Genomic DNA, 24540 nt, shown 5'->3' with positions numbered 1-24540 from the left:
ATTTATGTTTCACGCAACAACTATTGTCGCAGTAAAAAAAGGGGAACACGTATCTATAGCAGGTGACGGACAAGTTACCTTTGGGCAGGCGACCATCATGAAACATACCGCCCGAAAAGTCCGTAGCTTGTTTCACGGTAAAGTGATTGCAGGTTTTGCGGGATCCGTTGCAGATGCGTTTACACTCTTTGATAAGTTCGAACAAAAACTTGAGGAGTATCACGGGAATCTTCAGCGTGCGGCTGTCGAACTCGCGAAGGAATGGCGGACGGACAAAATGCTGAAAAACCTTGAAGCATTACTTTTAGTTGCGGACGCTCAAAATCTTTTAATCTTATCCGGTTCGGGTGAAGTCATTGAACCTGACGATGGTATTGCTGCGATCGGGTCTGGTGGAAATTATGCGTTGGCTGCCGCCCGAGCATTAGTAAAGCATACTGATATGACGTCGACGGAGATCGTCCGAGAGGCGATGCTAGTATCCGCTTCAATTTGTGTTTATACTAATGATCAAATTAACGTGGAAGAGTTGTAGGGGGTGAGACTATGGATCATTTGACTCCGAGGGAAATTGTTCGTGAATTAGATCGGGACATTGTAGGGCAAAATGCAGCTAAACGTGCTGTTGCGGTTGCTTTGCGTAATCGTTATCGACGTTCTTGTTTGCCAGAGCAATTGCAAGAAGAAATTATACCCAAAAATATTTTGATGATTGGCCCAACCGGGGTGGGGAAGACAGAGATTGCCCGACGGTTAGCAAAACTAGTTCGTGCCCCATTCATAAAGATTGAAGCTACAAAATTTACGGAAGTGGGTTATGTAGGACGGGATGTGGAAGCCATCATTCGAGACTTGGTCGAAATCTCCTTGCGTATGGTGAAGGCGGAACGCACAGAACAGGTTCAGGCTCAGGCGGCGGTTAACGCTGAGAAACGCTTAGTCGAATTGTTGGTTCCCGAAAAACGTTCTGAGAGTTCATCAAGCAATCCTTTTCAGATGTTGTTTGGTCAGGCTTCTGATCAAGAAAAGAAAATTGAAGTTTCTCCCCAAATTGAGCAAGAACGCAAGCTAGTAGCAGAACACTTGCGCCTTGGGGAGCTTGAAGAGCGGGTTATTGAGATTTCGGTTGAAGAAAGCACGCCTCTTTCCGATATGTTGGGCAACAACAACATGATGGAGATGGGCTTAAATATTCAGGATATGATGTCTGGATTACTACCGAAGAAGCACAAAAACAGAAAAGTAACCGTGCGCGAAGCGCGTAAGATCTTAATTCATGAAGAAGCTCAAAACTTAATTGACCAAGAAGAAGCGGTTCAGGAGGCGATTCGTAGAACAGAGCACGAGGGAATCGTTTTCTTAGATGAAATTGACAAGATTGCAGGACGAGAAGGTGCGGGTGGCCCGGATGTTTCGAGGGGTGGGGTGCAGCGTGACATTCTTCCGATCGTTGAGGGATCAACTGTCGTGACAAAGTATGGGCCAGTTAAAACCGACCATATCTTGTTTATTGCAGCCGGAGCTTTTCATCTTAGCAAGCCGTCTGACCTTATTCCTGAACTTCAGGGAAGATTTCCTATCCGTGTGGAACTTGAATCATTAAGTGTGGCTGATTTCAAACGTATTCTTACAGAACCCCAATCCTCCTTGATAAAACAATATAGTGCATTATTGGGTACTGAAGGGATAAAAGTAGATTTTACAGAGAATGCTATTGACGAATTGGCAGAGGTTGCCTATCAAGTAAATTCAACGGCTGAAAACATCGGAGCACGTCGACTCCACACGATAGTGGAAAAGGTTTTAGAGGAATTATCCTTTGAAGCTTCAGAACTGCCGGACGATTATACAGTGACTATCAATCGAGAGTATGTCCAACAACGCTTAGGTAATGTGGTTCAAAATCAAGATTTAGCGAGATATATTTTATAGATGTCCGATTATAGTCAAAAAAGATGCAAATTAAAGGAGGATCATCAAAACTTATGGAAACAACATTGTTAGAAAAAATTAGGACGATTAATAAGCTGATCCAGCGTGCAGCAGGAAACCCGGTCGATTTTGAAGAAATGGCGAAAGTGCTTTGTAAAGCCGTGACTGCCAATTGTTATATTGTTGGCCGACGCGGAAAGATCCTAGGCTATAGTTTTATGGACCATTTTGTGTGCGGATCAATGGAAGATATTGTCGTTCATTCTGAGCGCTTCCCGGAAAGTTATAATGATGGTCTGATGAAAATCAGCGAGACAAAAACGAATACCACTCAGGTTGCCAATGGCTGTGTTTTTGATAATAATATGCCCTGTCAATTTAACAATAAAATTACAACCATTGTACCTATATTGGGTGGGGGCGAACGTGTCGGGACTCTAGTTTTGGCAAAATATGATGAAGATTTCAAAGAAGAAGATCTCGTACTCGCCGAATACGGCACAACGGTGGTGGGTATGGAGATTTTAAGAGTTAAGGCGGAACGAGCAGAAGAAGAAGCGCGAAAAAAGGCGGCCGTCCAAATTGCCGTCGGGACCCTGTCCTATTCTGAACTTGAAGCAGTAGAACATATCTTCGCGGAATTAGGTGGAGGAGAAGGACTACTCGTTGCGAGTAAAATTGCGGATCGAGTTGGGATTACTCGTTCTGTTATTGTCAACGCTCTACGCAAATTTGAGTCAGCGGGTGTGATTGAATCGAAGTCGTTAGGGATGAAAGGTACGTATATTCGAGTTCTTAACGATTATTTACTTGATGAACTGGATAAGCATGTCAAACGCACAAAGTAGATCGTTTTAACAGGAGGGTAATTTCATGGATGAACATGATTACGTTTACCGACTGAAACCACTTTTCGTGCCCGGCATCGCGTTTCTTATCCTTTATCCACTTATCATAGGTAGTGTGAACCTCATCAAGAAGCTACCGAGTATGGAAGTCATCATACTCCTTGGGATATACGTTGCATCAGGGCTTGGAATTTTGGCCTTGTGGATTATCGGGAAGAGCAAACACGTGCAAATCAAGGACTCCCAGATTGTATTCGGCTCGCTGCTGGGAGAGCATACCTTAAAACCCCAGGATATTCGACGAGTTGCTTTTTACTTTGATGGAAATGGACGAGAAGTTGCTCAGATTCGTACTAAAGACGTGTTTTATTACGTGAATGAATTATATTTCCCCTTCCCCGAGCTAATGAGTGATTTGGAGAATTTTATTCGGCAGTACGAGTTGCGTTCAAACCTGGAAAGTTATGCTGGCTTGAATTAACATTCGTTGCAATACCCTTAGAAATGTGCTAATCTATTCACAGTATGATTAAATGACTCACGCAGAGGGATTAAGGCGCCAGTTCCTTGTCGGGAGGCAAGGGGCGTTTTAAGATGAACCTGCGGAGGAAAAAAACAAAAGAGAGTTGGTAGACACAATGGCAGTTATTTCTATGAAACAATTATTGGAAGCCGGTGTCCATTTCGGACATCAAACTCGGCGTTGGAATCCCAAAATGGCTCGCTATATTTTTACGGAGCGTAATGGAATCTACATTATTGACCTACAAAAGACTGTTAAAAAGGTGGATGAAGCCTTTAACTTTGTACGCAACCTTGCAACTGAAGGCGGTACTATGCTGTTCGTGGGTACCAAGAAGCAAGCCCAAGAGTCTGTCAAGGATGAAGCGGAACGTTGTGGTATGTATTTTGTAAATGAGCGTTGGCTCGGCGGGATGCTCACAAACTTCCAAACAATTCAAAAACGTGTCGATCGTTTGCGCGTTTTGGAACGGATGGAAGCGGAGGGCGTTTTCGAAGTTCTTACGAAAAAAGAAGTTTCTGCACTTCGTCATGAGATGGAGAAATTAGAACGCTTCTTGGGTGGCATCAAGAATATGAAAAAGCTTCCCGATGCTTTGTTTATTGTGGATCCACGTAAAGAGCGTATCGCGGTCGCTGAAGCTCGCCGTTTGCATATCCCCATCGTTGCAATTGTTGATACAAACTGTGATCCGGATGAAATTGACGTTGTTATTCCGGCCAACGATGATGCTATTCGTGCTGTTAAGCTACTCACTGCGAAGATGGCCGATGCAATCATTGAAGGACAACAAGGGAATATGGATGACGATGAGGAAGCTGGAGAAGTAGTCGAAGGGTAAACTCGATGTTCTAGGTTAGAGGTTAGAGGTTCGAGGTTCGAATATCGCGCCTCGAACCTCTAATACGTGCATTAAGCTTAGTGCCCGAACTATTGCACAACGAATATAACGTATCGAGCATCAAATATTGAGTATCGAACATCGAATTTGGAGGGATTAGACCATGGCAGATGTAAGCGCAGCTCAAGTAAAAGAACTCAGAGAACGTACCGGTGCGGGTATGATGGATTGTAAGAAAGCACTTACGCAGTGTGATTGTGATATTGAAAAGGCCAGTGACTTTTTACGTGAAAAGGGCCTTGCTGCAGCCGCTAAAAAAGAAGGGCGCATTGCGGCTGAAGGGACAGTTGAGTCCTATATTCATGGTGGTGGACGCATCGGTGTGTTAGTTGAGGTAAACTGTGAGACAGACTTTGTGTCTCGGGGGGATGAATTTAAAGCATTAGTCCGGGACATTGGAATGCATATTGCAGCAGCAAACCCACAATATCTGAACAAAGAAGATGTACCACCAGAAGTGCTTCAACATGAAAAGGATATTTTAAAAGCGCAGGCTCTGAATGAAGGAAAACCGGAGAAAATCGTTGAAAAAATGGTTGAAGGTCGGATCGAAAAGTTTTACAAAGAAGTATGTTTAATGGAGCAAGCTTTTGTCAAAGATCCTGATAAGAGCGTGCGTGATATAGTGCTTGATAAAACAGCCAAAATTGGGGAACGCATTGTTGTTCGTCGGTTCACCCGTTACGAATTAGGAGCAGGGATTGAGAAACGACAAGATGATTTTGCGGCAGATGTAATGAAAGAAATAAATCGTTAAGGCGAACATACAACTTATTAGAGAACACCCCTGGTGTTCTCTTTTTCGAACGTGAGAGGATTTCGCCCACTAAACATAGAATAAGGATTGATGGAGGTTAATCCATGGAAAAACTTCGGTATAGTCGAGTGGTTCTTAAGATAAGCGGGGAAGCACTTGCCGGGTCTCAAGGCTTTGGTCTCCAACATGATATGCTGGTTTCCGTTGCAGAACAGGTAGCGGAAATTCGTGGCATGGGGGTTGAAGTTTGCCTGGTTGTCGGTGGTGGAAACCTATGGCGTGGCATTGCGGGAAGTGCCCAAGGTATGGACCGTGCAACGGCAGATTACATGGGTATGTTGGCAACAGTGATGAATGCCCTGGCCTTACAGGATGCCTTGGAAAAGGCCGGATCTGATACTCGAGTCTTATCAGCTATCGAGATGCGTCAAGTTGCAGAGCCTTATATTAGACGTCGAGCTATTCGCCATATGGAAAAAGGACGCATTGTTATTTTTGCGGCTGGAACAGGAAATCCCTACTTCTCGACAGATACCACAGCTGCTTTAAGGGCTGCTGAGATCGAGGCGGACGCTATTTTGATGGCCAAACGGGTAGATGGAGTTTACGATTCCGATCCGCTCAAAAATCCCCAAGCAACGAAGTTTGACCGTTTAAGTTATCTCGATGTCCTTAGTAAAGGACTTGGAGTAATGGATTCAACCGCGACTTCGCTTTGCATGGACAATAATATTCCAGTTATCGTTTTTGACCTAACGTGCAAGGGCAATATTCGGCGTGTTATAATGGGCGAGTCTATTGGAACTTATGTTGGGAGGGAAAGCTAATGATCTCCGAGGTTATGAAAGACGCAGAAGAGCGGATGCATAAAGCAGTTGAAGCATTACGTCGAGAGTATGCGTCGATTCGTGCAGGTCGTGCAAATCCGAGTGTCTTGGACAAGGTAATGGTTGAATACTACGGGACTCCTACTCCTATCAATCAGCTTGCGAATATCTCTGCTCCTGAACCAAGAATGATCGTGATTCAGTCTTGGGACAAAACCGTTCTTCCCGCAATTGAAAGGGCCATTATGAAATCCGATCTAGGACTGAATCCGTCAAGTGATGGCACTGTGATTCGCCTTATGATTCCCCAACTCACAGCTGATCGGCGCTTGGAATTAGTAAAAAAGGTGAAAAAAGAAGCGGAAGAAGCGCGTGTTGCAGTGCGTAACGTGCGCCGAGATGTTAATGATAAGCTTAAGAAACTTGAGAAAGATCACGGGGATCACGGGGCCTCCGAAGATGAGGTCAAGCGCGCCCAAGATGATGTCCAGAAGATGACAGATAAGATTATCAAAGACATTGAACGTGTGATGGAAACCAAGGAAAGCGAAATCATGGAAGTATGATACATGCTTGGCTCGGTCGAAACTGGGACGAGGTTAAGCTTGAAATTGAACAGATGGGTAAGCCTTACACTTTCCAAGTCGCGCACCCTCATGGTAAAATGGAACCGTGGGGAAGTTGCCGAGTTGTTCGCGTCAGAGAATTAGACGACAAAGTGGACCTCGTTTTAGCGCATGAAAAGTTTTCGCCAAAGCAACCCTTGACCCCCTAACTTTTAAAGGGGGTCTTTTAACCTATTAAGGGCGTGAATTTTCACAGTATGAGCTTTTCGAGTCGTGGGGGTGAAATAATGTGGTTCAAGCCTCGAAAACAGAATAAAGTTGATCCAAAGGATCAGATTGCTATGGATCTCCTCCCGCGCCATATTGCCATTATCATGGACGGAAACGGGCGATGGGCCTTGAAACGTGCGCTCCCTCGTTCGATGGGACATCGGGCAGGGGTTGAGGCCTTGCGAAAAGTTGTTAAAACGTGTTCTGAACTGGGGATAGAAGTTCTTACAGTTTATGCATTTTCTACGGAAAACTGGCGAAGGCCCAAAGATGAAGTGGGCGTACTGATGACCTTACTTACGGAGTACTTAAGAAAAGAACTCAATGAACTTCATCAAAACAATGTGGTCATACGTGCCATAGGAGGACTTAATGACCTTCCGATGGAGGCACAGCGTGAATTAGAACATGCTAAGGAACGCACGCGAAATAATTCAGGTCTCATTCTTAACCTCGCTTTAAATTATGGAGGGAGATCCGAGATTATTGATGCAGTCAGGAAACTGAGCAACGATGTCTTGACCGGAAAGCAAAAAATTGAGGAAATAGATGAGGTACGGTTTAGTGAAGCACTGTTTACAAGCGGTTTACCGGACCCGGATTTACTGATTCGGACTTCCGGGGAAATGAGGTTAAGTAACTTTTTACTTTGGCAGTTAGCCTATACTGAAATCGTAGTTATCGACGAGCTTTGGCCTGATTTCGGAAGAAAGACCTTACTTGAAGCGATTAAAATGTACCAGAAACGGGATCGTCGGTTTGGTGGAATACATACAAATTGAGGAGGAGCGCATGCTTAAACGAACTCTTAGTGCCCTGATTGGTGCTCCACTTCTTTTGGGATTAACATATTTGGGCGGTCCTTATATCGCATTCTTAGTGGCTGTGCTAACCTTGTTAGCACTTTGGGAATTTATGAAAATTGGCGAACGCATGGGGATGCAGACTTGGTATATACAGACGACGATTGTCACGGTTGTTTGGTTGATCAATCTGTTCATCGGCAGTAGAGAATGGCTGTTGTCGGCGCTTGTCTTTTGGCTACTACTTGTTCTTGGGCGTCTCGCTTTAACTTATCCCAAAACATCGCTTGCAGAGGCAACCTTTAATTTGTTAGCGTTTCTCTATACGGTTGTCTTGCTATCCCATCTTTATATGTTGCGGCAGCTTCCGGGGGGGTTAGAGTTGACCTTTCTTACGATCTTTTTGGTATGGGCTACGGATACGGGTGCATACCTTATAGGGAGGGGATTTGGACGCCATCTTTTAGCACCTCAGGTTAGTCCAAAGAAAACTGTGGAAGGTTCGCTGGGCGGATTAGTGCTTAGTATTGTGGTGGCCTTAGTTTTCTGGCGCCTAGTTGGGGAGACCTCTTGGATCAAGTATCTAATATTAGCAATCATTGTAGGAGTCAGCGCGCAAATTGGTGATTTGTTCGAGTCGGCGTTGAAACGCAGCGCAGGAGTCAAAGATTCCGGAAATCTAATCCCTGGACACGGGGGGATATTGGATCGGTTTGACAGCCTTATTTTTGCCATTCCTTTGGTATATTATGGAGTAACTTTGATTGTGAGGTGAACGAGTTGAGCATCGATCAGAGACATCCTCTGTGGGCAAGCATAAACAGGCTGGCGATGGTGACAAGCGCCCTCGTCTTTCTGAAAGTATTTACCTACTTTTTTCAAGACTTTTTACCCGTATTTGGGGAAGTCATTAGCAAAACGTTTAGTGCCTTCTTTCCGTTTTTTATTGCACTTATACTGGCCTTTTTACTCGAACCGCTCGTTGTTCGGCTGATGCGGTCAGTACGGATACGCCGGCCTTACGCGGCTGTACTTACCCTCCTGATGGCGATAGCCGTTCTCAGCCTGTTTGTCTTTTTAATTGTAGCCCGGCTTTATACCGAATTATCCGAGTTAGCGATCACTTTGCCCAATTATGGATATCTTGTGGATCTTGTGACAAAACAAGTGGACTCTGTTGAAAAATTCGTAAAGGTAAATCCTCAAATCCAAAGCACTCTATTTGCCTCGACGGAAAGCTTAGCGCGCACGCTTCAAGATTGGGCTAAATCAGGGAGTGTCTTTTTACTTGGATTTCTGACGTCGTTACCCCGTTTATTCATTGTGCTGGTTGTATCTACTGTTGCGACATTGCTGATGAGTTCTAGTTATCCAAATGTCAAGCGGTTTATTTCAAGCCTATTTCCACGCCGTTGGCATGTCAGTGCTCAGGCGATCAGTGAAGATTTGGGCGCTGCCGTCGTGGGATATTTGCGGGCACAAGCCATTTTAGTTTCTGTCACAGCCTTTTCAACCATTTTCGGTTTGTTGCTTATCGGAAATCGTTATGCTGTTACACTCGGTGTACTTGCTGGATTTTTGGATTTGGTACCCATTGTGGGGACAGGTATTCTGTTTTTACCTTGGATCGTCGGTTTATTTATCTTAGGATCCTTCGGAGAAGGATTAAAACTGTTTGTAATGTGGATCATTACAGTTGTGGTACGGCAGTTTCTTGAGCCCAAAATTATGGCTAAAGGAATCGGTTTACACCCTCTTCCAACGCTTGTTTCAATGTATGTAGGGCTTCATTTTTTGGGAGGGGTTGGCCTTATAGTGGGACCGGGGTTAGTTATTTGTTATGAAGCTTTACGTAAAGTAGGTATTTTCGGGCCTAGAGATTAATAGATTGAATCTTGATTAGCTTAACGTAAATTTGATAAGAATAATCATATAACGGGAAGAGATGATTTGCGTGACAACGCTGACTGTGTTAGGTTCAACAGGTTCGATTGGCCGACAAACTTTAGATGTGGTTCGTCACATCGAAGGGGAACTTAAAATCCATGCTTTAGTCGCCGCCAAAAGTGTTGAACTCATGGAAAAACAGGCGCGACTTTTTCGCCCTGCCGTTGTTGTGATGATGGATGAGGATTCTGCGCTTGAACTCCGTGGTCGGTTGAGAGATTTACCGATTAAGGTCGACCAAGGCATGGAGGGTATCATTAACTCTGTTATTGCTCCTCAGGTGGATACCGTGGTCACTGCGCTTTCCGGGCGGATTGGCTTGGAGCCCACACTGGCCGCTATTGAAGCTGGTAAAGCCATTGCCCTCGCCAATAAAGAAACGTTGGTTGCTGGCGGAGACCTAGTTATGTCTACGGCTCGGAAGATGAAGTGTCCAATCTTGCCGGTGGATAGTGAACATTCTGCCATTTTCCAGTGCTTGGAGGAAAATCCGGACACGGTTGAAAAGATTATTTTAACGGCTTCGGGAGGACCTTTTTTCGGCTGGACAAGGGAAGAATTAGCCACGGTTACACTGGAAAAGGCCCTGTGCCATCCGAACTGGGATATGGGGGCCAAAATTACTATTGACTCCGCAACGATGATGAACAAGGGACTGGAAGTGATCGAGGCACATTATCTGTTTAACATGGATTACGATGCGATAGAGGTTCTCATTCATCCGCAAAGCGTGGTCCACTCCATGGTGGAATATCGAGATGGTTCAGTACTCGCTCAGTTAGGAAGGGCGGATATGAGGTTGCCGATTCAGTATGCCTTGAGCTATCCAACTCGCTGGCGGAACTCTTTTGAACGACTTGACCTGCGGGGAAAAACATTGTCGTTCCATGAACCGGATATGAAGGCTTTTCCAGCCCTGAATATGGCCTATAGCGTAGGACGACGCGGAGGGACCCTTCCAGCCGTGATGAACGCAGCCAACGAAATTGCCGTTTCGGCATTCCTACACAAGAAGGTTACTTATCTTGGAATCCATGACATAGTCGAAAAGGTTTGCTTAGAACATCAGGTGTTAGATAACATGGATTTGGGCAGCATACTCGATGCGGACAGCTGGGCACGTCGTCGAGCCACAGAACTCATATCGTAGTTCGATATTCGAAACTTGACACGAAAATCTAACTACGAAATCAATATTGACATTCTGTATTCGATGTTCGCACCTCGAATCACGATCCACGAACACCGAACCACGAAAAGGGGGGGTTAAAGTGTTAACAACATTCGCCATAATTTTTGTCTTTGGAAGCATGGTCATGATTCATGAACTCGGACACTATATGGTAGCAAAATGGATTGGGGTCAAAGTCATTGAGTTCAGCTTTGGTTTTGGACCGAAAATCGTGGGTTATCAAGGCAAAGAGACGCTTTACGCCCTACGAATCATCCCATTAGGTGGATTCGTTAAACTTCATGGCATGGATGCGGAAATCGATGAAAATGGTCAGGCTGTGATTGCTCCCCTTAATGATGCAAAGAGTTTTATGAATAAGCCGGTTTGGCAGCGTATGGCCGTGATTGCTGCTGGGCCCATCATGAACTTTGTTTTGGCAATAATCTTGTTTGTAGGCGTTTTCGCCTATCTAGGGATTCCAACTCAAGGAACGAGTAATCAGATTGGCTCCTTAGTCCAAGGAAAACCCGCTGCTATTTCAGGAATACAACCGGGAGATAAAATTCTTGCTGTGAACCAGGAACCAACGTCGGATTGGAATCGTTTAACCGAAGTCATTCATTCCAAACCAGATCAGGTGTTAAGCATATTGATAGAAAAGGCAAACGGAAAGCAGCAAAAATTGTCTGTGAAAACCGAAAAAGACGCCCAAACAGGGTATGGGCTGATCGGGATTGCGCCAGAGGTTAACTATATGCATGCCTCTATTTTTCAGTCGACCCGTTTTGGACTGGAAAGAACGTTGGATTTTACAAAATATATTGTAGTCACTCTGACGCAAATGATAACTGGGAAGATCCCAGCCGAAGTAGGCGGGCCTGTTATGATTGCTCAGGTTATTGGGGAAGGCGCCCAACAGGGCTTGGCTAACCTATTGAGCTTAACAGGAGTTTTAAGCATTCAATTGGGACTCATTAATTTATTCCCTATTCCAGCCTTGGATGGGAGTCGGCTCGTGTTTCTCTTAATCGAAGGATTGAGGGGAAAACCGCTTAACCCGGAAAAAGAAAACATGATCCACTTGGTGGGTTTTGTCCTACTGATGGCTTTAATGGTTGCTGTTACTTATAAAGATGTCGTTCGTTTGTTTGTCAAAGCTGGATGATGCACGGGGAGAGCAGGAGGCGGGTATGATACAAAGAAGGAAGACAAAACCTGTTCAGGTTGGGTCCGTGACGATCGGTGGCGGATCGGCGATTGTAGTACAGTCAATGACCAATACGGATACTCGAGATGTTGTCAAAACATTGGCTCAGATTCAGGCCTTGGCTGCGGCTGGGTGTGAGATCGTGCGTCTGGCAGTCTTGGATCAGGAGGCTGCAGGAGCTCTGAAAGAGATTGCTGCTTCGAGTCCGCTTCCGGTCATAGCGGATATTCATTTTGATTATCGTTTAGCCCTTTCGGCTATTGAACAAGGAATTCATGGTTTAAGGTTAAACCCCGGGAATATTGGGGCTCGCTGGAAAGTTCAAGAGGTCATTCGTGCGGTAAAAGAACGTCAAATCCCAATCCGCATCGGTGTCAACGCTGGGTCTCTGGAGAAAGAACTCCTTGAAAAGTATGGAGGTCCTACTGCGCAGGGGATGGTCGAAAGTGCCTTAAGCCATATCCGGTTATTAGAAGATGAGGGATATGATAAAATAAAGGTTTCACTGAAAGCATCGACGGTTCCCTTGATGCTGGAAGCTTATCGCCAGATGTCTGACATTGTGGATTATCCGTTGCATTTAGGAGTCACAGAGGCAGGGACGGTACGCTCGGGTTTAGTAAAGTCCGCAATAGGGATTGGAGCATTGCTTTCGGAAGGGATCGGAGATACGATTAGAGTGTCGCTTACCGGAGATCCAGTTCGAGAAATTCCGGTAGCTCTGGAAATTTTGCGTGTTCTCGGATTAAGACAGCGGAGCGTGGATTTAATCAGTTGCCCAACTTGTGGTCGTACACAGGTTGACTTGGCCGATTTGGCAGAAAAAGTAGATGACCGATTATCTCAGCTTCCCCCCTTGGACAAGCCGCTAAAAGTTGCGGTTATGGGCTGTGCGGTCAATGGGCCGGGAGAAGCCCGTGAAGCTGATTTTGGAATTGCAGGCGGAAAAGGGATGGGGCTTTTGTTTCGGAAGGGGGAGATTGTAGCTCGCCTTCCTGAGGACGAATTGCTGCCGGCTCTGCTCCACGAAATCGAAGAGTATGTCCGAATTCATAAGTAAAGGCAATTTATGATTTCCTTTACTAAGATAAAACTCTATGGTAATAAGAAAGGAATGGACTTTATGCGCGTCAGCCAACTTTTAAACCCAACACTTCGAGAAGTACCGGCGGAAGCTGAGATCGTCAGTCATCAACTAATGGTGCGGGCAGGATTGATACGTAAATCAGCCGCTGGAGTATATACCTATTTGCCCTTAGGATTGAGAGTTTTAAAGAAAATTGAAAACATTGTACGACAAGAAATGGATGCCAAAGGTGGGCAAGAAATCCTTATGCCGGTTATACAACCCGCCGAATTATGGAAAGAGAGCGGACGTTGGGATATCTACGGTGCAGAACTGTTCCGCTTGAAAGACCGTCATAACCGAGAATTTTGTCTTGGACCGACGCACGAAGAAATCATAACAGATCTTATCCGGGGTGAAGTTCGTTCATACAAACAACTTCCACTTCTTCTTTATCAAATCCAGAATAAGTACCGCGATGAGCGGCGTCCCCGCTTCGGCCTAATGCGTGGGCGGGAATTTATCATGAAAGACCTCTACTCGTTTGATCAGGATGAAGCAGGCCTCAATAAAAGTTATCAAAAAATGTATGATGCCTATTGCCGAATTTTTTCCCGTTGTGGTTTGAGATTTCGCCCGGTTGAAGCAGATGCTGGGGCTATTGGAGGAACGGGTGGGACCCATGAATTTATGGTTTTGGCAGATTCGGGTGAAAATGGTGTTGTTTACTGTCCTGATTGTAATTATGCCGCCAATGTAGAAAAGGCTGAGTGTCGCCCCCAAGCTATTGAGGATGTTGAAATCGATGACCAGCGGAAGTTGGTTCATACGCCTGAAGTGGGGACGATTGATGAAGTCTGTAAATTCTTGGCCGTACCGAAGACCCGTCTTATTAAGTCCTTACTTTATCAAGGGGATGACAGAGTATTTCTGGTGCTGATTCGTGGAGATCGTGAACTCAATGAAATTAAATTAAATAATGCTCTCGGTGGTTTTGTTTCCCTGCAACTCGCTTCCCCTGACGTTGTAGAGAAAACTTTAGGGTGTAAGCCAGGTTTCGTGGGTCCTATTGATGTGCCAGCTGGGCTTTTGGTGATTGCCGATGAAGAGGTACCCCTTTTGAAGCGGGCGGTGTGTGGAGCGAATAAAGCGGATTATCATTTTGTGGATACGGTACCAAGTCAAGATTTTCGTATCGACCAGGTCTTCGATTTGAGAACGGTGGAACCGGGTGAAGCTTGCCTAAAATGTGGGGCACCCCTTAAAGAAGCTAGAGGGATAGAAGTGGGTCAAGTATTTAAGCTTGGCACAAAGTATAGTAAAGCACTAGGGGCTGTCTATTTAGATGAAAACGGAGAAGAGAGGCCCTGCGTTATGGGTTGTTATGGTGTGGGGGTAAGCCGTTCAATGGCATCTTCTATCGAGCAAAACCATGACGATGCTGGAATTATTTGGCCGATACCCATTGCCCCTTATCACTGTATAATTGTACCTGTGAGTACGAAGGATGCTCAAGTGGTCGAGGCAGCAGAAAAACTATATCAAGATCTTCAGCGCCTTGGCGTGGAAGTGCTTCTTGACGACCGGGATGAACGGGCAGGGGTTAAATTTAAGGATGCGGATCTGGTTGGATATCCATTACGGGTGACGATCGGAAGTAAAACCCTTGGCAATGGCCAAGTTGAATTAAGAGAACGTAAAACGGGCGAAACTCAACTTGTACTCGTTGAAGAAGTGGCTCAACAGGTAAAGAACATTATAGATAAAGCTAACTCATTTTAATTTCACACCACAATTATCAACAATCATAGAATAAACTCTATTCGATGTTCGAACTTCAAATATCGAGCTTCGAACATCGAGTATGGTGGGAGGGAAACGATATGGTCAGGTCTCTTCCGTTGAAAGAAGTCCCCTTTTTGTCAAAACTTCCACTGGATCGTAGAGGACTTCTGCAACTCGATCTGACGACCGTAGAACTCAAGCGGGTGGAGGTCTTTCCCAAACAAGGGAAGTGGGTCCTCCACCTTTCTGCATCGCCTGAAATGGATGACTCTTTTCTGGCATCCTTGGAATCACTACTCAAGGCTCAAGTGCCTGAGATAAAGAAGGTAGAATGGTGTGTCGAACCTGCGCAGCAAATTATGACCTTGGCAGCTCTCTGTGAAACTCACTGGAAGGAAATAGTTCAGGATATTACAGATCTGCTCCCTACTATGAAAGGTTGGCTCGGAGAAGCGCGCTATGAAGTTGCTAAGGACGAACTTCGGTTATTCGTCCCGAATGCGCTAGGGATTGAATATTTTCGGGCCAAACAACATGTTGTTGAAAAGTATTTTAAGACGCGCTTTAGACTTCAACCGCAGATAGTTTGCGACTTGGACACCAGTGTTAATCTTGAAGAACTTGCCCAGCAGGTTGAAGCTGTGGAGTTGGAGCATCTGCAACACTTGCTTTCCAATCAAACCAAGTCGGAGGCTGAAACGACCGAAAAGAAAAGGACTGCATGTTTGCTTGGGCGGGAATTCAAAGGAGAATCTGTCTCCTTACATGTGGTTCAAGACGAGGAACGGCAAATTATCGTAACGGGCCAAGTCTTTGGGATTGAGTACCGTAAATTGAAATCCGGGCGCCAACTCTTAACCTTCATGATGTCGGATAAATCAGATTCGATTTCTGCTAAGGTTTTTCTGGAAGAAGGGCAAGAGTCCCTCGATCTCAAAGAGGGGGAATGGGTGAAAGTCCGCGGGAGTGTTCAATATGACCGCTTTAGCTCGGAATTGACGTTGATGCCTAAGGACATCCATCTTAGCCATGCCGTAATCCGTGAGGATCAGGCCCAGGAAAAGCGCATTGAATTGCATTTGCATACCCGAATGTCGACGATGGACGGCATGTCTTCGGCTCAAGAGCTTGTCCAAAGGGCTAGCCACTGGGGGCATGAAGCCATCGCCATCACGGATCATGGAGTTGTTCAAGCTTTTCCAGAAGCTGTGGATGCTGGGAACAAATACGGAATTAAAATTATTTTAGGTGTTGAGGGTTATCTCGTTGATGACGCAATAGGCCCTCTCCCTTTAAGTCAGCGAAAAAGTCGCCACATTATTCTCCTGGTCAAAAACACAATCGGTCTTAAGAACTTATATCGCTTAATTACGAAGTCTCATCTGGAGTACTTTCATCGTCGGCCACGGATGCCAAAATCCTTGATTGAAAGCCATCGCGAGGGCCTTATTATTGGTTCCGCTTGTGAAGCAGGGGAACTCATCCAAGCTATTTTGAAGCAAGAGCCTTGGGATAAGTTAAAAGAAATTGCGTCGTTCTATGATTATTTAGAGATCCAACCGATTGGCAACAATGCTTTTTTGCTTCGCAATGGGCAAGTGCCTTCTGAGGATGGATTGAGAGAACTTAACCGAACCGTGCTGCGCCTGGGGCGAGAAATGAATAAAAGGGTCGTGGCGACCGGGGATGTTCATTTCCTTGATCCAGAGGATGAAGCTTACCGTAGAATTTTGATGGCTGGAAAAGGATTCAGCGATGCAGATGACCAAGCACCTCTGTTCTTAAAAACAACTGAAGAAATGCTTGAGGAGTTTGCATACCTGGGCGAAGAAGAAGCCTACGAGGTGGTTGTTCGGGCCCCTAAATGTATCAGCGATGAAATTGAAGCTTTGAAGCCCTTTCCAGATGAGCTCTTTACTCCCAGTATCCCAGGTGCTGAGGAGAAAATTGAGACTATGTCTTGGGAACGCGCTCGAGCCTTATATAATGACCCTTTACCAGAGGTTGTCCAAAAACGTCTTGATAAAGAACTGAAGGCGATTATCGGAAACGGTTTCTCAGTGCTCTACTTGATTGCGCACTTATTGGTTAAAAAATCGAATGAAGACGGTTATCTTGTCGGTTCCCGGGGGTCTGTTGGATCTTCATTGGTCGCTACAATGACAGGAATCACGGAAGTGAATCCTTTGCCTCCACATTATCGCTGCGCTAATCCAGACTGTTTGCACTCCATATGGGTGGAGGATGGTAGTGTTGGTTCCGGAGCAGATTTGCAGGATAAAGATTGCCCAAAATGCGGACAACGCATGGTGAAAGACGGGCATGATATACCCTTTGAGACGTTCTTGGGCTTTAAGGGAGACAAGGTACCAGATATTGATCTCAACTTCTCAGGAGATTATCAGCCCCGAGCGCATCGTTTTACGGAAGAACTGTTTGGCAAGGATAATGTCATTCGAGCTGGAACGATTGCCACCATAGCGGATAAGACGGCGTTTGGCTATGTTAAAAATTATCTTGATGAGCGGAAAATTCAAGTGCGGCCAGCTGAAGTGACCCGTTTAATACGGGGATGCACTGGAGTAAAGCGAACGACGGGTCAGCACCCCGGAGGTCAGATGGTTATCCCGAAAGAGTGTGACGTTTTTGATTTTACTCCCTTACAGAGACCAGCCGATGATACGAAGTCCGATATTATCACGACGCATTTTGATTATCATTCAATTTCAGGCCGCTTGGTAAAGCTGGATATCCTCGGACACGACGATCCGACGGTCATCAAAATGTTAGAGGATCTGACAGGAGTCGATGCGTCGGCTATCGGATTGGACGACCAGCCAACCATGTCGTTGTTCTCCAGTCCCGAGGCCCTTGGGGTCACTGCGGAAGAGATCAACTCTAAAACGGGAACCTTTGGGATTCCTGAATTTGGTACGAAGTTTGTAAGGCAAATGCTGGAGGACACCCAACCGAAGGGTTTTTCCGACTTAGTTCGGATCTCAGGTTTGTCACACGGAACGGATGTTTGGCTGGGAAACGCTCAAGAGCTTGTGCGCGGTGGGACAGCGAGCATTTCTGAGATTATTGCCTGTCGAGATGACATCATGGTTTACCTGATCTATAAAGGCTTAGAACCCTCAAAGGCCTTTAAGATTATGGAAGGCGTCAGAAAAGGAAAAGGACTGAAACCCGATGACATTGAAATGATGCGGGACAATAATGTGCCTGAGTGGTACATAGAATCCTGTCAGAAGATTAAGTACATGTTTCCTAAAGCCCATGCTGTGGCTTATGTAACAATGGCTTTTCGAATTGCCTGGTTTAAACTTAACTATCCGGAGGCTTTCTATGCCACGTTCTTTACGGTGCGGGCGGATGAGTTTGACATTGAACTTGTCATTCAAGGGAAAGAAGCTTGTCGGCAAATGATCGAAGAAATCGAACGCAAAGGAAAAGAAGCGACGGCCAAAGAGAAGAACATGATTACGATTCTCGAAATGGCGGTGGAGATGTATTGCCGCGGGATTACTTTACGGAAAGTTGATTTATGGGAATCCGATGCGACTAAGTTTGCATTGACCCCAAGCGGGCTTTTACCACCCTTCACAGCCTTGCAAGGCTTGGGAGATACTGCGGCTCGTAATCTGGTGACCTTACGTGGGGAGCAAAAAATCCAATCCGTTGAGGATCTTATGTCTCTGGCTAAGCTCAGCAAAACTATTATTGAGATTCTCAAGAAACATGATTGCTTGCAAGGGCTTCCGGAGGAGAATCAGTTTAGCCTGTTTTAGGGGAGGAAGTGTCTCTGCCCGTTCGCACATGTATACAATGTTTTTGTAAAGACCAACTAGACGTTTGGGCAAATACTCCGTATAATAACCGTAATGAGCAAAGGCGCTCTCGAATTTTTTCGAGAGCGCCTTATTTCATACAAGCAAAGGTGCTTGGGCAGAGATGTCCGAGCACCTTTTGTATTTAGAGGAGGTGATTCTTATGAACATGATCAAGGTTCTACTTGGCGCAGACATCTTTCTTATTCTCTCTGGTTTGGCTTGGTTACTACTTATTCCGAGCTTTAACCTTAGCGCATTTAACAGACCGTTGCCGTCCACTTTTCTAGGAATGCTCGTTCTTTTATTCGGTATTTACAAGGGACTACAACTGCGCAGGACCTTCTTGCGGATTAAGAGTCAGTCGTAAATGAGTAGTCCTCCCTCAGCTTTATTAGCAAATAGGAAAATAGCAAAAGGAAATGAAAAACGTAGTTTCAAGAAAGGGGCAAGGAGAATATGACAAAGTCAAAGTTTATGAAAATCACCTTTCTAACGGTATTTTTAATACTTATAATTGCAACAGTGGCTTTAGCCGGAGATCCCACTGGAGCGAATACTGGAGGAATAGCGGATATTGCAGCAGCAAAAGCTGGGGACCCAACGCTAGCTGAAGTCGCTGCTCAGGTGGGTAAAAATAAAATAGGCATTAATTTCGTTTGGGTATTAATTACTGGTTTCATGGTTTTCTTCATGCAAGCAGGGTTCGCCTTGGTTGAAGCGGGATTTACTCGGGCCAAGAATGCCACCCATACGATGGCTATGAACCTAATGGTCTTTTTAGTCGGGGCAATTGGCTATTATGTGGTTGGTTTTGGATTGATGTTTGGTGGAGTCGGTGCAGTCAGTTCATTAGGGGGTACAGCGCCGCTGGTCAACGAATTTGCGATTAACGGTTGGGGACTGTTCGGGCACACAGCATTTTTCCTGTCTTCAGGCGGCTCATATGACGTAGGGGTATTTGTCCTCTTCCTGTTCCAAATGGTGTTTATGGATACGGCCGTGACCATACCGACCGGGGCACAGGCAGAGAGAATCAAGTTTTCGGCAGTCGTCATCGGTAGCTTCTTCATTTCCATGATCCTTTACCCGATTTATGGCAACTGGGTTTGGGGTGGCGGTTGGCTTGCCCAAATTGGTTCAAAATGGGGTCTTGGACATGGTGCCGTGGATTTTGCTGGTTCAGGTGTTGTGCATAGTATCGGGGGAGGGTGCGCACTAGCTGCCGCTATAGTCTTAGGACCGCGCATAGGTAAGTATGTCAACGGAAAAGTTAATGTAATCCCCGGGCACGATATTCCCATGGCAATTTTGGGTACGATTATTTTATTCTTTGGTTGGTTCGGTTTTAATCCGGGTAGTACATTAGCAGGCACAGATTTGCGTATTGCAGTTGTTGCTGTTAATACTATGTTAGCTGGGGCGGTCGGCGGTTTTGTAGCGATGATGATAATGTGGATTCGTTATAAAAAACCAGATCCCTCTATGATGGCTAATGGTACCTTAGCAGGCTTGGTAGCCATTACTGCCCCTTCCGGTTTTGTCTCAGTAAATTCTGCTGTTCTTATTGGAGCAATCGCCGGGGCTCTTGTAGTTTTCAGTGTACTCTTTATTGACCGTAAACTGAAAATTGATGATCCTGTCGGGGCAATATCCGTTCACATGGTTAACGGTATCTGGGGTGTTATCAGTGTTGGAATCTTTGCGGATGGGACCTATGGCGATGGGCTTAACGGAGTAGCTGGGGGAGTAACTGGTTTGCTCTATGGCAATATCGGGCAGTTTTGGGCTCAATTGATCGATGCAGGAGTAGTATTAGTATGGGCCATAGGCTTATCCTATGTTTTCTTTAGAATTCTCAATGCTACGCTGGGTATGCGTGTTAAACCAGAAGATGAAATAGCTGGACTAGATATTCCGGAAATGGGTATGTATGCTTATCCTGAGTTTGTTTTACAGTCTTCTACCGGTGAATAACTTACGTACTGTTCAATATACAGTATAATTAGTATAAATATAGAATGGGGGATTTTTCATGAAAAAGGTAGAAGCAATTATCAGACCGGGCAAGTTGGATGAAATAAAAAATGCTTTGGCGGCTGCCGAAATCTTGGGTATTACCGTGAGCCAAGTTCTCGGCTTCGGTCGGCAAAAAGGGCATACTCAAATATACCGGGGGCAAGAGGTCGTAACGCATTTGTTGCCTAAAATCAAACTCGAAATTGTAACAGCTGACGAAAAAGTAGAAGAAGTTATCGAGATTATCGTTAAGACTGCGCGTACCGGTCAGGTCGGAGATGGTAAAATATTTGTCCAGAACGTGGATGAAGTGGTACGTATCCGTACTGGCGAGCAGGGTGAAAAAGCCATCTAGCCCAAGGTAAAGGTCAGGGAGCGGCTGATTATTTACTGGTTAAATAATCAGCTGTTTCAATTTCTATAGATTGGAGGAAGCATTGTGATACTCAACTCACCTGTAATCATAACCTTAGTAATCTTCTTTTTAACCTACGGACTTATAATAAGCGAAATGATTAACCGAACTGTGGTTGCCTTAATCGGAGCAAGTTTAATTCTTTTTGCTAATGTAATTAATCAAGAACAAGCCATCAAATACATAGATTTCAACACTATAGGACTTCTTATAGGGATGATGATCATCGTCGGGATAACTCGCCGTACAGGGGTTTTTGAGTATATGGCGATTAAAGCTGCCAAGTTGGCTAAAGGTGATCCTTTATTAATAATGGCGTCCCTATCTGCTGTAACGGCAATAACCTCAGCCTTACTTGATAATGTAACAACAGTATTGCTGATTGTACCCGTAACCTTTTCAATTTGCTACAAGCTAGAAATAGATCCTTTTCCGTTTTTAATTAGTCAAATATTAGCCTCCAATATCGGAGGTACAGCCACTTTAATAGGAGATCCTCCTAATATTATGATCGGCAGTGTTTCAGGATTAAGTTTTATGGATTTCTTAAGCAATCTCTTCGTACCAATATTAGTTACATTTATAGCGACCATATTGGTCTTAAGAGTTGTTTATCGCAAACAACTAATAACATCGGAACTTTCCAAGTCTCGAATCATGGAATTACAAGAGGTTGAAGCGATTAAGGATTATGCCTTATTAAAAAAGTCGTTACTTGTACTTACTCTTACCATCCTAGGTTTTATTTTCCACAACATGCTTCACTTAGAGCCAGCAACTATTGCCTTAGGGGGAGCCACGTTTTTGATATTTATAACGAAAGAGGAACCGGAGGATATCCTACTGGCAGTAGAATGGCCAACTCTTTTCTTTTTTGCTGGTTTATTTATAATCGTTGGTGCGTTAGACCATGTTGGCGTAATTGAATGGGTTGCTAGGAAATCTATCGAAGCTACTAGTGGAGCAGTGGTCTCAACAACAATGTTAATTTTATGGTTATCGGCTATTGCCTCTGCCTTTATAGATAACATCCCCTTCGTAGCTACGATGATTCCGCTAATACAAAAGATGGGACAAATAGGCGGAATCGAAAACTTAAGACCTTTTTGGTGGGCCTTGTCTTTGGGAGCTTGTCTTGGCGGTAATGGAACACTAATTGGGGCTTCCGCCAATGTCATAGTAGCGGGACTTTCTGAAAAGAACGGAGTAGTGATTACTTTTAGGGGCTTTATGAAGATCGCCTTTCCTTTGATGATTTTATCAATCATCATTTCGTCTGTATATATTTTTGTTGCTTACCTGATTTAGTGGAATACGTCAATTAAAGTGATCTCATAAAAATCAATCGGCAATGGAGCCGTCAAGATGTCTTTGCGATATCTGGCGGCTTTTTAAATTTTTATAACCGGGCACCAAATCTATAGATGGTTTGGAGTGGTCAAGTGTTTTAGAGAGCCCATAATTTTACAAAATACAGGGCTCTCTTTGTGTTTTTTTAAATCTACCGATTTAGTGAGGGTGATGCCATTTGTAGAAACATTTTAATAGTGCGTTCTTAGAAGTATAGTTTAATTTTGAAGCTTATGAAGTTTAGTTTTAAAATCAAATAGAAAGAATTGATTTTATATGATTTTAGACAACAGCAAATTGTTTATTGAGTGCGCTCTCAAAGCTAAAGCTAAGATAATAGATGTTTTGGGAGAGGAAATGTATAATTTTTGCATTGAAAATCCCGATAAAGCTATTGCCTTTAGTTGGTTATTTTCATTTTCGATTGCTGACTTTGATAAAGCAAATGGCCTTGATTCCGTAATTTCAAACAAACTAATTGAAATCAGAGAAGAATTGGGAGAGGAGCTTTGTATTTGGTATTCAAAAAATCACAAAGGGCTTGTTAATATACAAATTATTCTAAATTCTTATATCAACTCCTATGAGGATGCCAAAAAAATCAAAGAAAAGCTCAATCAGCTTATTGAAGCAATTAATTCCAATAATAATGATGCAAAAATCACTCCAATGATCTCTGCTTTTGGGGCGAAAAATGGAACAAATAGGCTTTCGGAACTGTTTGAAAGAGCCAGAATAAACTATGTTCGGGATCTATTGCGCATATTAACATTGAAAATAGACGAAAAGGACAATGTTCAACTCGTTAGGTTCATAAAATGGTTGAGTGAAGACAAGAAGGCTATATTGAGAAATGAGCTACACAACTTGTCAAAGAAAGATAGAGATGAAGAAATAATTAGAAAACGTGCAAAGGGAGGTACACTCGAGGAAACAAGTAAAGATTATGAGATTACCCATGAAGGAGTACGTCAGATAGAGAAGAAGTTTCAAGGCCGCTTTGATCGTTATATTACCAGGGTAATGCCTCACTATATCCTTTATGCGTTTAGCAAAAACACCAGTTATATCTCTATTGATGAAATAATCAAGCTATTAGGCGATTTATCAGATATATTTATATATTGTCTAAAAAGAAGCAACTACTCCACAGCACATTGGTCTGACGAACTTAATGGCTTCATCATTGGAGATGGAAAATGGTATGAACAATTAAAAGAATACAAAGAAGGATTGCCTGAAATACTCGATTGTGAATCGTTGGATGAATTGATTGGCGGAATTATTGAAAATTTGAAACTTCCGATAGCATTTGATGATACAAGAAGATTAGTTTTAGTCGATTATACCCTGTCAGGAAAAGTATATTTGAAGAAAAGAATGAGCCTTTCACAAATGTACAATGCCGTGCTTAAAAAGTATTATCCTGACGGAATCAAACTATATGACGATGCCGAAGCAATTCGTTTTCGTAATTACGTGCGTGGATTGTTTGGGGATGTTTACCTTCCCGAGAACAACAGAGCTATTGATGTAAGGTTGACTGAACTAACGATATTATGCGATAGGGGAAAACGTATCCTACCTAGTGGTATCAAGATTTCAACTGAATTGCTGAGAAAAATACATGATGCAATTATCGAGTTTGACAGAAATGAAATCATGTTCAGAACATTATTTGAAAGATTTAAGGATGAGCTTATAGAAAACAGTAATATAACCAACAAATATTTCTTGCAGGGCGTTCTAAAGCAGAATTATTCTGATGAGTTTTATTTTACTCGTTATACAGTGAAGAAAGAGTTAAGTTGCTCGTCGTCCCAGACCACATGAACACTGATTATATTATTATTCAGAAATCGGATGGGTTTTCACGCAATATGGTTAAAAATTGTTTTACCATTTCGGGATCGAACTGTTTTCCAACTTTACGACCCACCTAAAGAAGGTATTACAGAGACAGTTAATAAACTAAAGGATATGGGGATAACCCTCAAGGTCATTACAGGAGATAAGAAACTGGTTGCCATGAGCCTCGGCAAACAGATCGGGCTAGCCAACCCCGAGGTTCTGACGGGTCCGGAATTGTACAAGATGAGTGATGAAGCCCTAATACAGAAGTTGGGCAATATTGATCTATTTGCAGAAATCGAGCCTAATCAAAAGGAACGAGTCATTCTAGGCCTTAAAAAGGCAGGAAATGTTGTAGGGTACCTAGGGGATGGTATAAACGACGCGTCCGCTTTGCATGCCGCTGATGTAGGGATTTCGGTTAACAGTGCCGTTGTTCCGTATTTGATTACCTAACTTTTGGCGTCCT

Annotated in this window: 23 protein-coding genes; all 23 read left to right on the top strand. The window is 44.0% G+C overall.

What is annotated here, in order from left to right:
* Positions 1–4 precede the first annotated feature (4 nt).
* The 23 genes from hslV (at position 5) to DSOL_RS28445 (ending at position 24527) form a co-directional block, all read left to right on the top strand.
* Positions 5–535, top strand: a complete 531-nt coding sequence (gene hslV, locus DSOL_RS17435; protein ID WP_075366091.1) for an ATP-dependent protease subunit HslV — start codon at positions 5–7, stop codon at positions 533–535.
* An 11-nt stretch (positions 536–546) separates the two neighbouring features.
* Entirely contained in the window at positions 547–1932 is a 1386-nt protein-coding gene (hslU, locus tag DSOL_RS17430) for an ATP-dependent protease ATPase subunit HslU (RefSeq protein WP_075366090.1), read from the top strand.
* Positions 1933–1985: 53 nt separating this feature from the next.
* Positions 1986–2780, top strand: a complete 795-nt coding sequence (gene codY / locus DSOL_RS17425) for a GTP-sensing pleiotropic transcriptional regulator CodY (protein WP_075366089.1) — start codon at positions 1986–1988, stop codon at positions 2778–2780.
* A 25-nt stretch (positions 2781–2805) separates the two neighbouring features.
* On the top strand, positions 2806–3261 hold the full coding sequence (locus DSOL_RS17420; RefSeq protein WP_075366088.1) for a hypothetical protein: 456 nt from the start codon (positions 2806–2808) through the stop codon (positions 3259–3261).
* A gap of 157 nt (positions 3262–3418) precedes the next feature.
* Positions 3419–4144 carry a 30S ribosomal protein S2 gene (rpsB, locus tag DSOL_RS17415; RefSeq protein WP_075366087.1) on the top strand — a complete coding sequence of 242 codons (726 nt, stop codon included), beginning with the start codon at positions 3419–3421 and terminating at the stop codon, positions 4142–4144.
* A 163-nt stretch (positions 4145–4307) separates the two neighbouring features.
* On the top strand, positions 4308–4961 hold the full coding sequence (gene tsf, locus DSOL_RS17410; RefSeq protein ID WP_075366086.1) for a translation elongation factor Ts: 654 nt from the start codon (positions 4308–4310) through the stop codon (positions 4959–4961).
* Between the two features lie 104 nt (positions 4962–5065).
* Complete coding sequence (gene pyrH / locus DSOL_RS17405; RefSeq protein ID WP_075366085.1) at positions 5066–5788, top strand: UMP kinase; 723 nt, start codon at positions 5066–5068, stop codon at positions 5786–5788.
* Entirely contained in the window at positions 5788–6354 is a 567-nt protein-coding gene (gene frr / locus DSOL_RS17400) for a ribosome recycling factor (protein WP_075366084.1), read from the top strand. Before pyrH ends, frr begins: the two co-directional genes overlap by 1 nt.
* Complete coding sequence (locus DSOL_RS17395) at positions 6351–6563, top strand: hypothetical protein (protein ID WP_075366083.1); 213 nt, start codon at positions 6351–6353, stop codon at positions 6561–6563. The genes frr and DSOL_RS17395 overlap by 4 nt, the downstream gene beginning before the upstream one ends.
* A gap of 78 nt (positions 6564–6641) precedes the next feature.
* On the top strand, positions 6642–7406 hold the full coding sequence (gene uppS / locus DSOL_RS17390; RefSeq protein ID WP_075366082.1) for an undecaprenyl pyrophosphate synthase: 765 nt from the start codon (positions 6642–6644) through the stop codon (positions 7404–7406).
* A gap of 10 nt (positions 7407–7416) precedes the next feature.
* Complete coding sequence (locus DSOL_RS17385; protein WP_075366081.1) at positions 7417–8202, top strand: phosphatidate cytidylyltransferase; 786 nt, start codon at positions 7417–7419, stop codon at positions 8200–8202.
* Between the two features lie 5 nt (positions 8203–8207).
* Entirely contained in the window at positions 8208–9311 is a 1104-nt protein-coding gene (ytvI, locus tag DSOL_RS17380) for a sporulation integral membrane protein YtvI (RefSeq protein ID WP_075366080.1), read from the top strand.
* Positions 9312–9381: 70 nt separating this feature from the next.
* Positions 9382–10524 (top strand): 1-deoxy-D-xylulose-5-phosphate reductoisomerase, encoded by a 1143-nt coding sequence (locus DSOL_RS17375; RefSeq protein ID WP_139314513.1) that lies wholly within the window; start codon positions 9382–9384, stop codon positions 10522–10524.
* Positions 10525–10645: 121 nt separating this feature from the next.
* Positions 10646–11713: an RIP metalloprotease RseP gene (gene rseP, locus DSOL_RS17370; protein ID WP_075366078.1), complete on the top strand. Its 1068-nt coding sequence runs from the start codon at positions 10646–10648 to the stop codon at positions 11711–11713.
* 25 nt (positions 11714–11738) lie between these two features.
* Positions 11739–12815, top strand: coding sequence for a flavodoxin-dependent (E)-4-hydroxy-3-methylbut-2-enyl-diphosphate synthase (gene ispG / locus DSOL_RS17365; protein WP_170871547.1), 1077 nt, complete (start codon positions 11739–11741; stop codon positions 12813–12815).
* A gap of 63 nt (positions 12816–12878) precedes the next feature.
* On the top strand, positions 12879–14603 hold the full coding sequence (locus DSOL_RS17360) for a proline--tRNA ligase (protein ID WP_075366105.1): 1725 nt from the start codon (positions 12879–12881) through the stop codon (positions 14601–14603).
* 101 nt (positions 14604–14704) lie between these two features.
* Positions 14705–18397: a PolC-type DNA polymerase III gene (locus tag DSOL_RS17355; protein WP_075366077.1), complete on the top strand. Its 3693-nt coding sequence runs from the start codon at positions 14705–14707 to the stop codon at positions 18395–18397.
* Between the two features lie 202 nt (positions 18398–18599).
* The gene (locus tag DSOL_RS17350; protein ID WP_075366076.1) at positions 18600–18806 is read left to right on the top strand and encodes a hypothetical protein; all 207 of its coding nucleotides are present in this window, start codon (positions 18600–18602) and stop codon (positions 18804–18806) included.
* Between the two features lie 89 nt (positions 18807–18895).
* Complete coding sequence (locus tag DSOL_RS17345) at positions 18896–20413, top strand: ammonium transporter (protein ID WP_075366075.1); 1518 nt, start codon at positions 18896–18898, stop codon at positions 20411–20413.
* A gap of 58 nt (positions 20414–20471) precedes the next feature.
* Complete coding sequence (locus DSOL_RS17340) at positions 20472–20810, top strand: P-II family nitrogen regulator (protein ID WP_075366074.1); 339 nt, start codon at positions 20472–20474, stop codon at positions 20808–20810.
* 84 nt (positions 20811–20894) lie between these two features.
* Positions 20895–22178, top strand: coding sequence for an ArsB/NhaD family transporter (locus DSOL_RS17335; protein WP_075366073.1), 1284 nt, complete (start codon positions 20895–20897; stop codon positions 22176–22178).
* A gap of 318 nt (positions 22179–22496) precedes the next feature.
* Positions 22497–24053 (top strand): sigma-70 family RNA polymerase sigma factor, encoded by a 1557-nt coding sequence (locus DSOL_RS17330; RefSeq protein WP_075366072.1) that lies wholly within the window; start codon positions 22497–22499, stop codon positions 24051–24053.
* A gap of 30 nt (positions 24054–24083) precedes the next feature.
* The gene (locus tag DSOL_RS28445; RefSeq protein WP_075366071.1) at positions 24084–24527 is read left to right on the top strand and encodes an HAD family hydrolase; all 444 of its coding nucleotides are present in this window, start codon (positions 24084–24086) and stop codon (positions 24525–24527) included.
* Positions 24528–24540 lie beyond the last annotated feature (13 nt).

The organism is Desulfosporosinus metallidurans, from assembly GCF_001936615.1.
Lineage (GTDB): Bacteria > Bacillota > Desulfitobacteriia > Desulfitobacteriales > Desulfitobacteriaceae > Desulfosporosinus > Desulfosporosinus metallidurans.
This window is presented reverse-complemented; position numbering and strand designations above follow the sequence as displayed.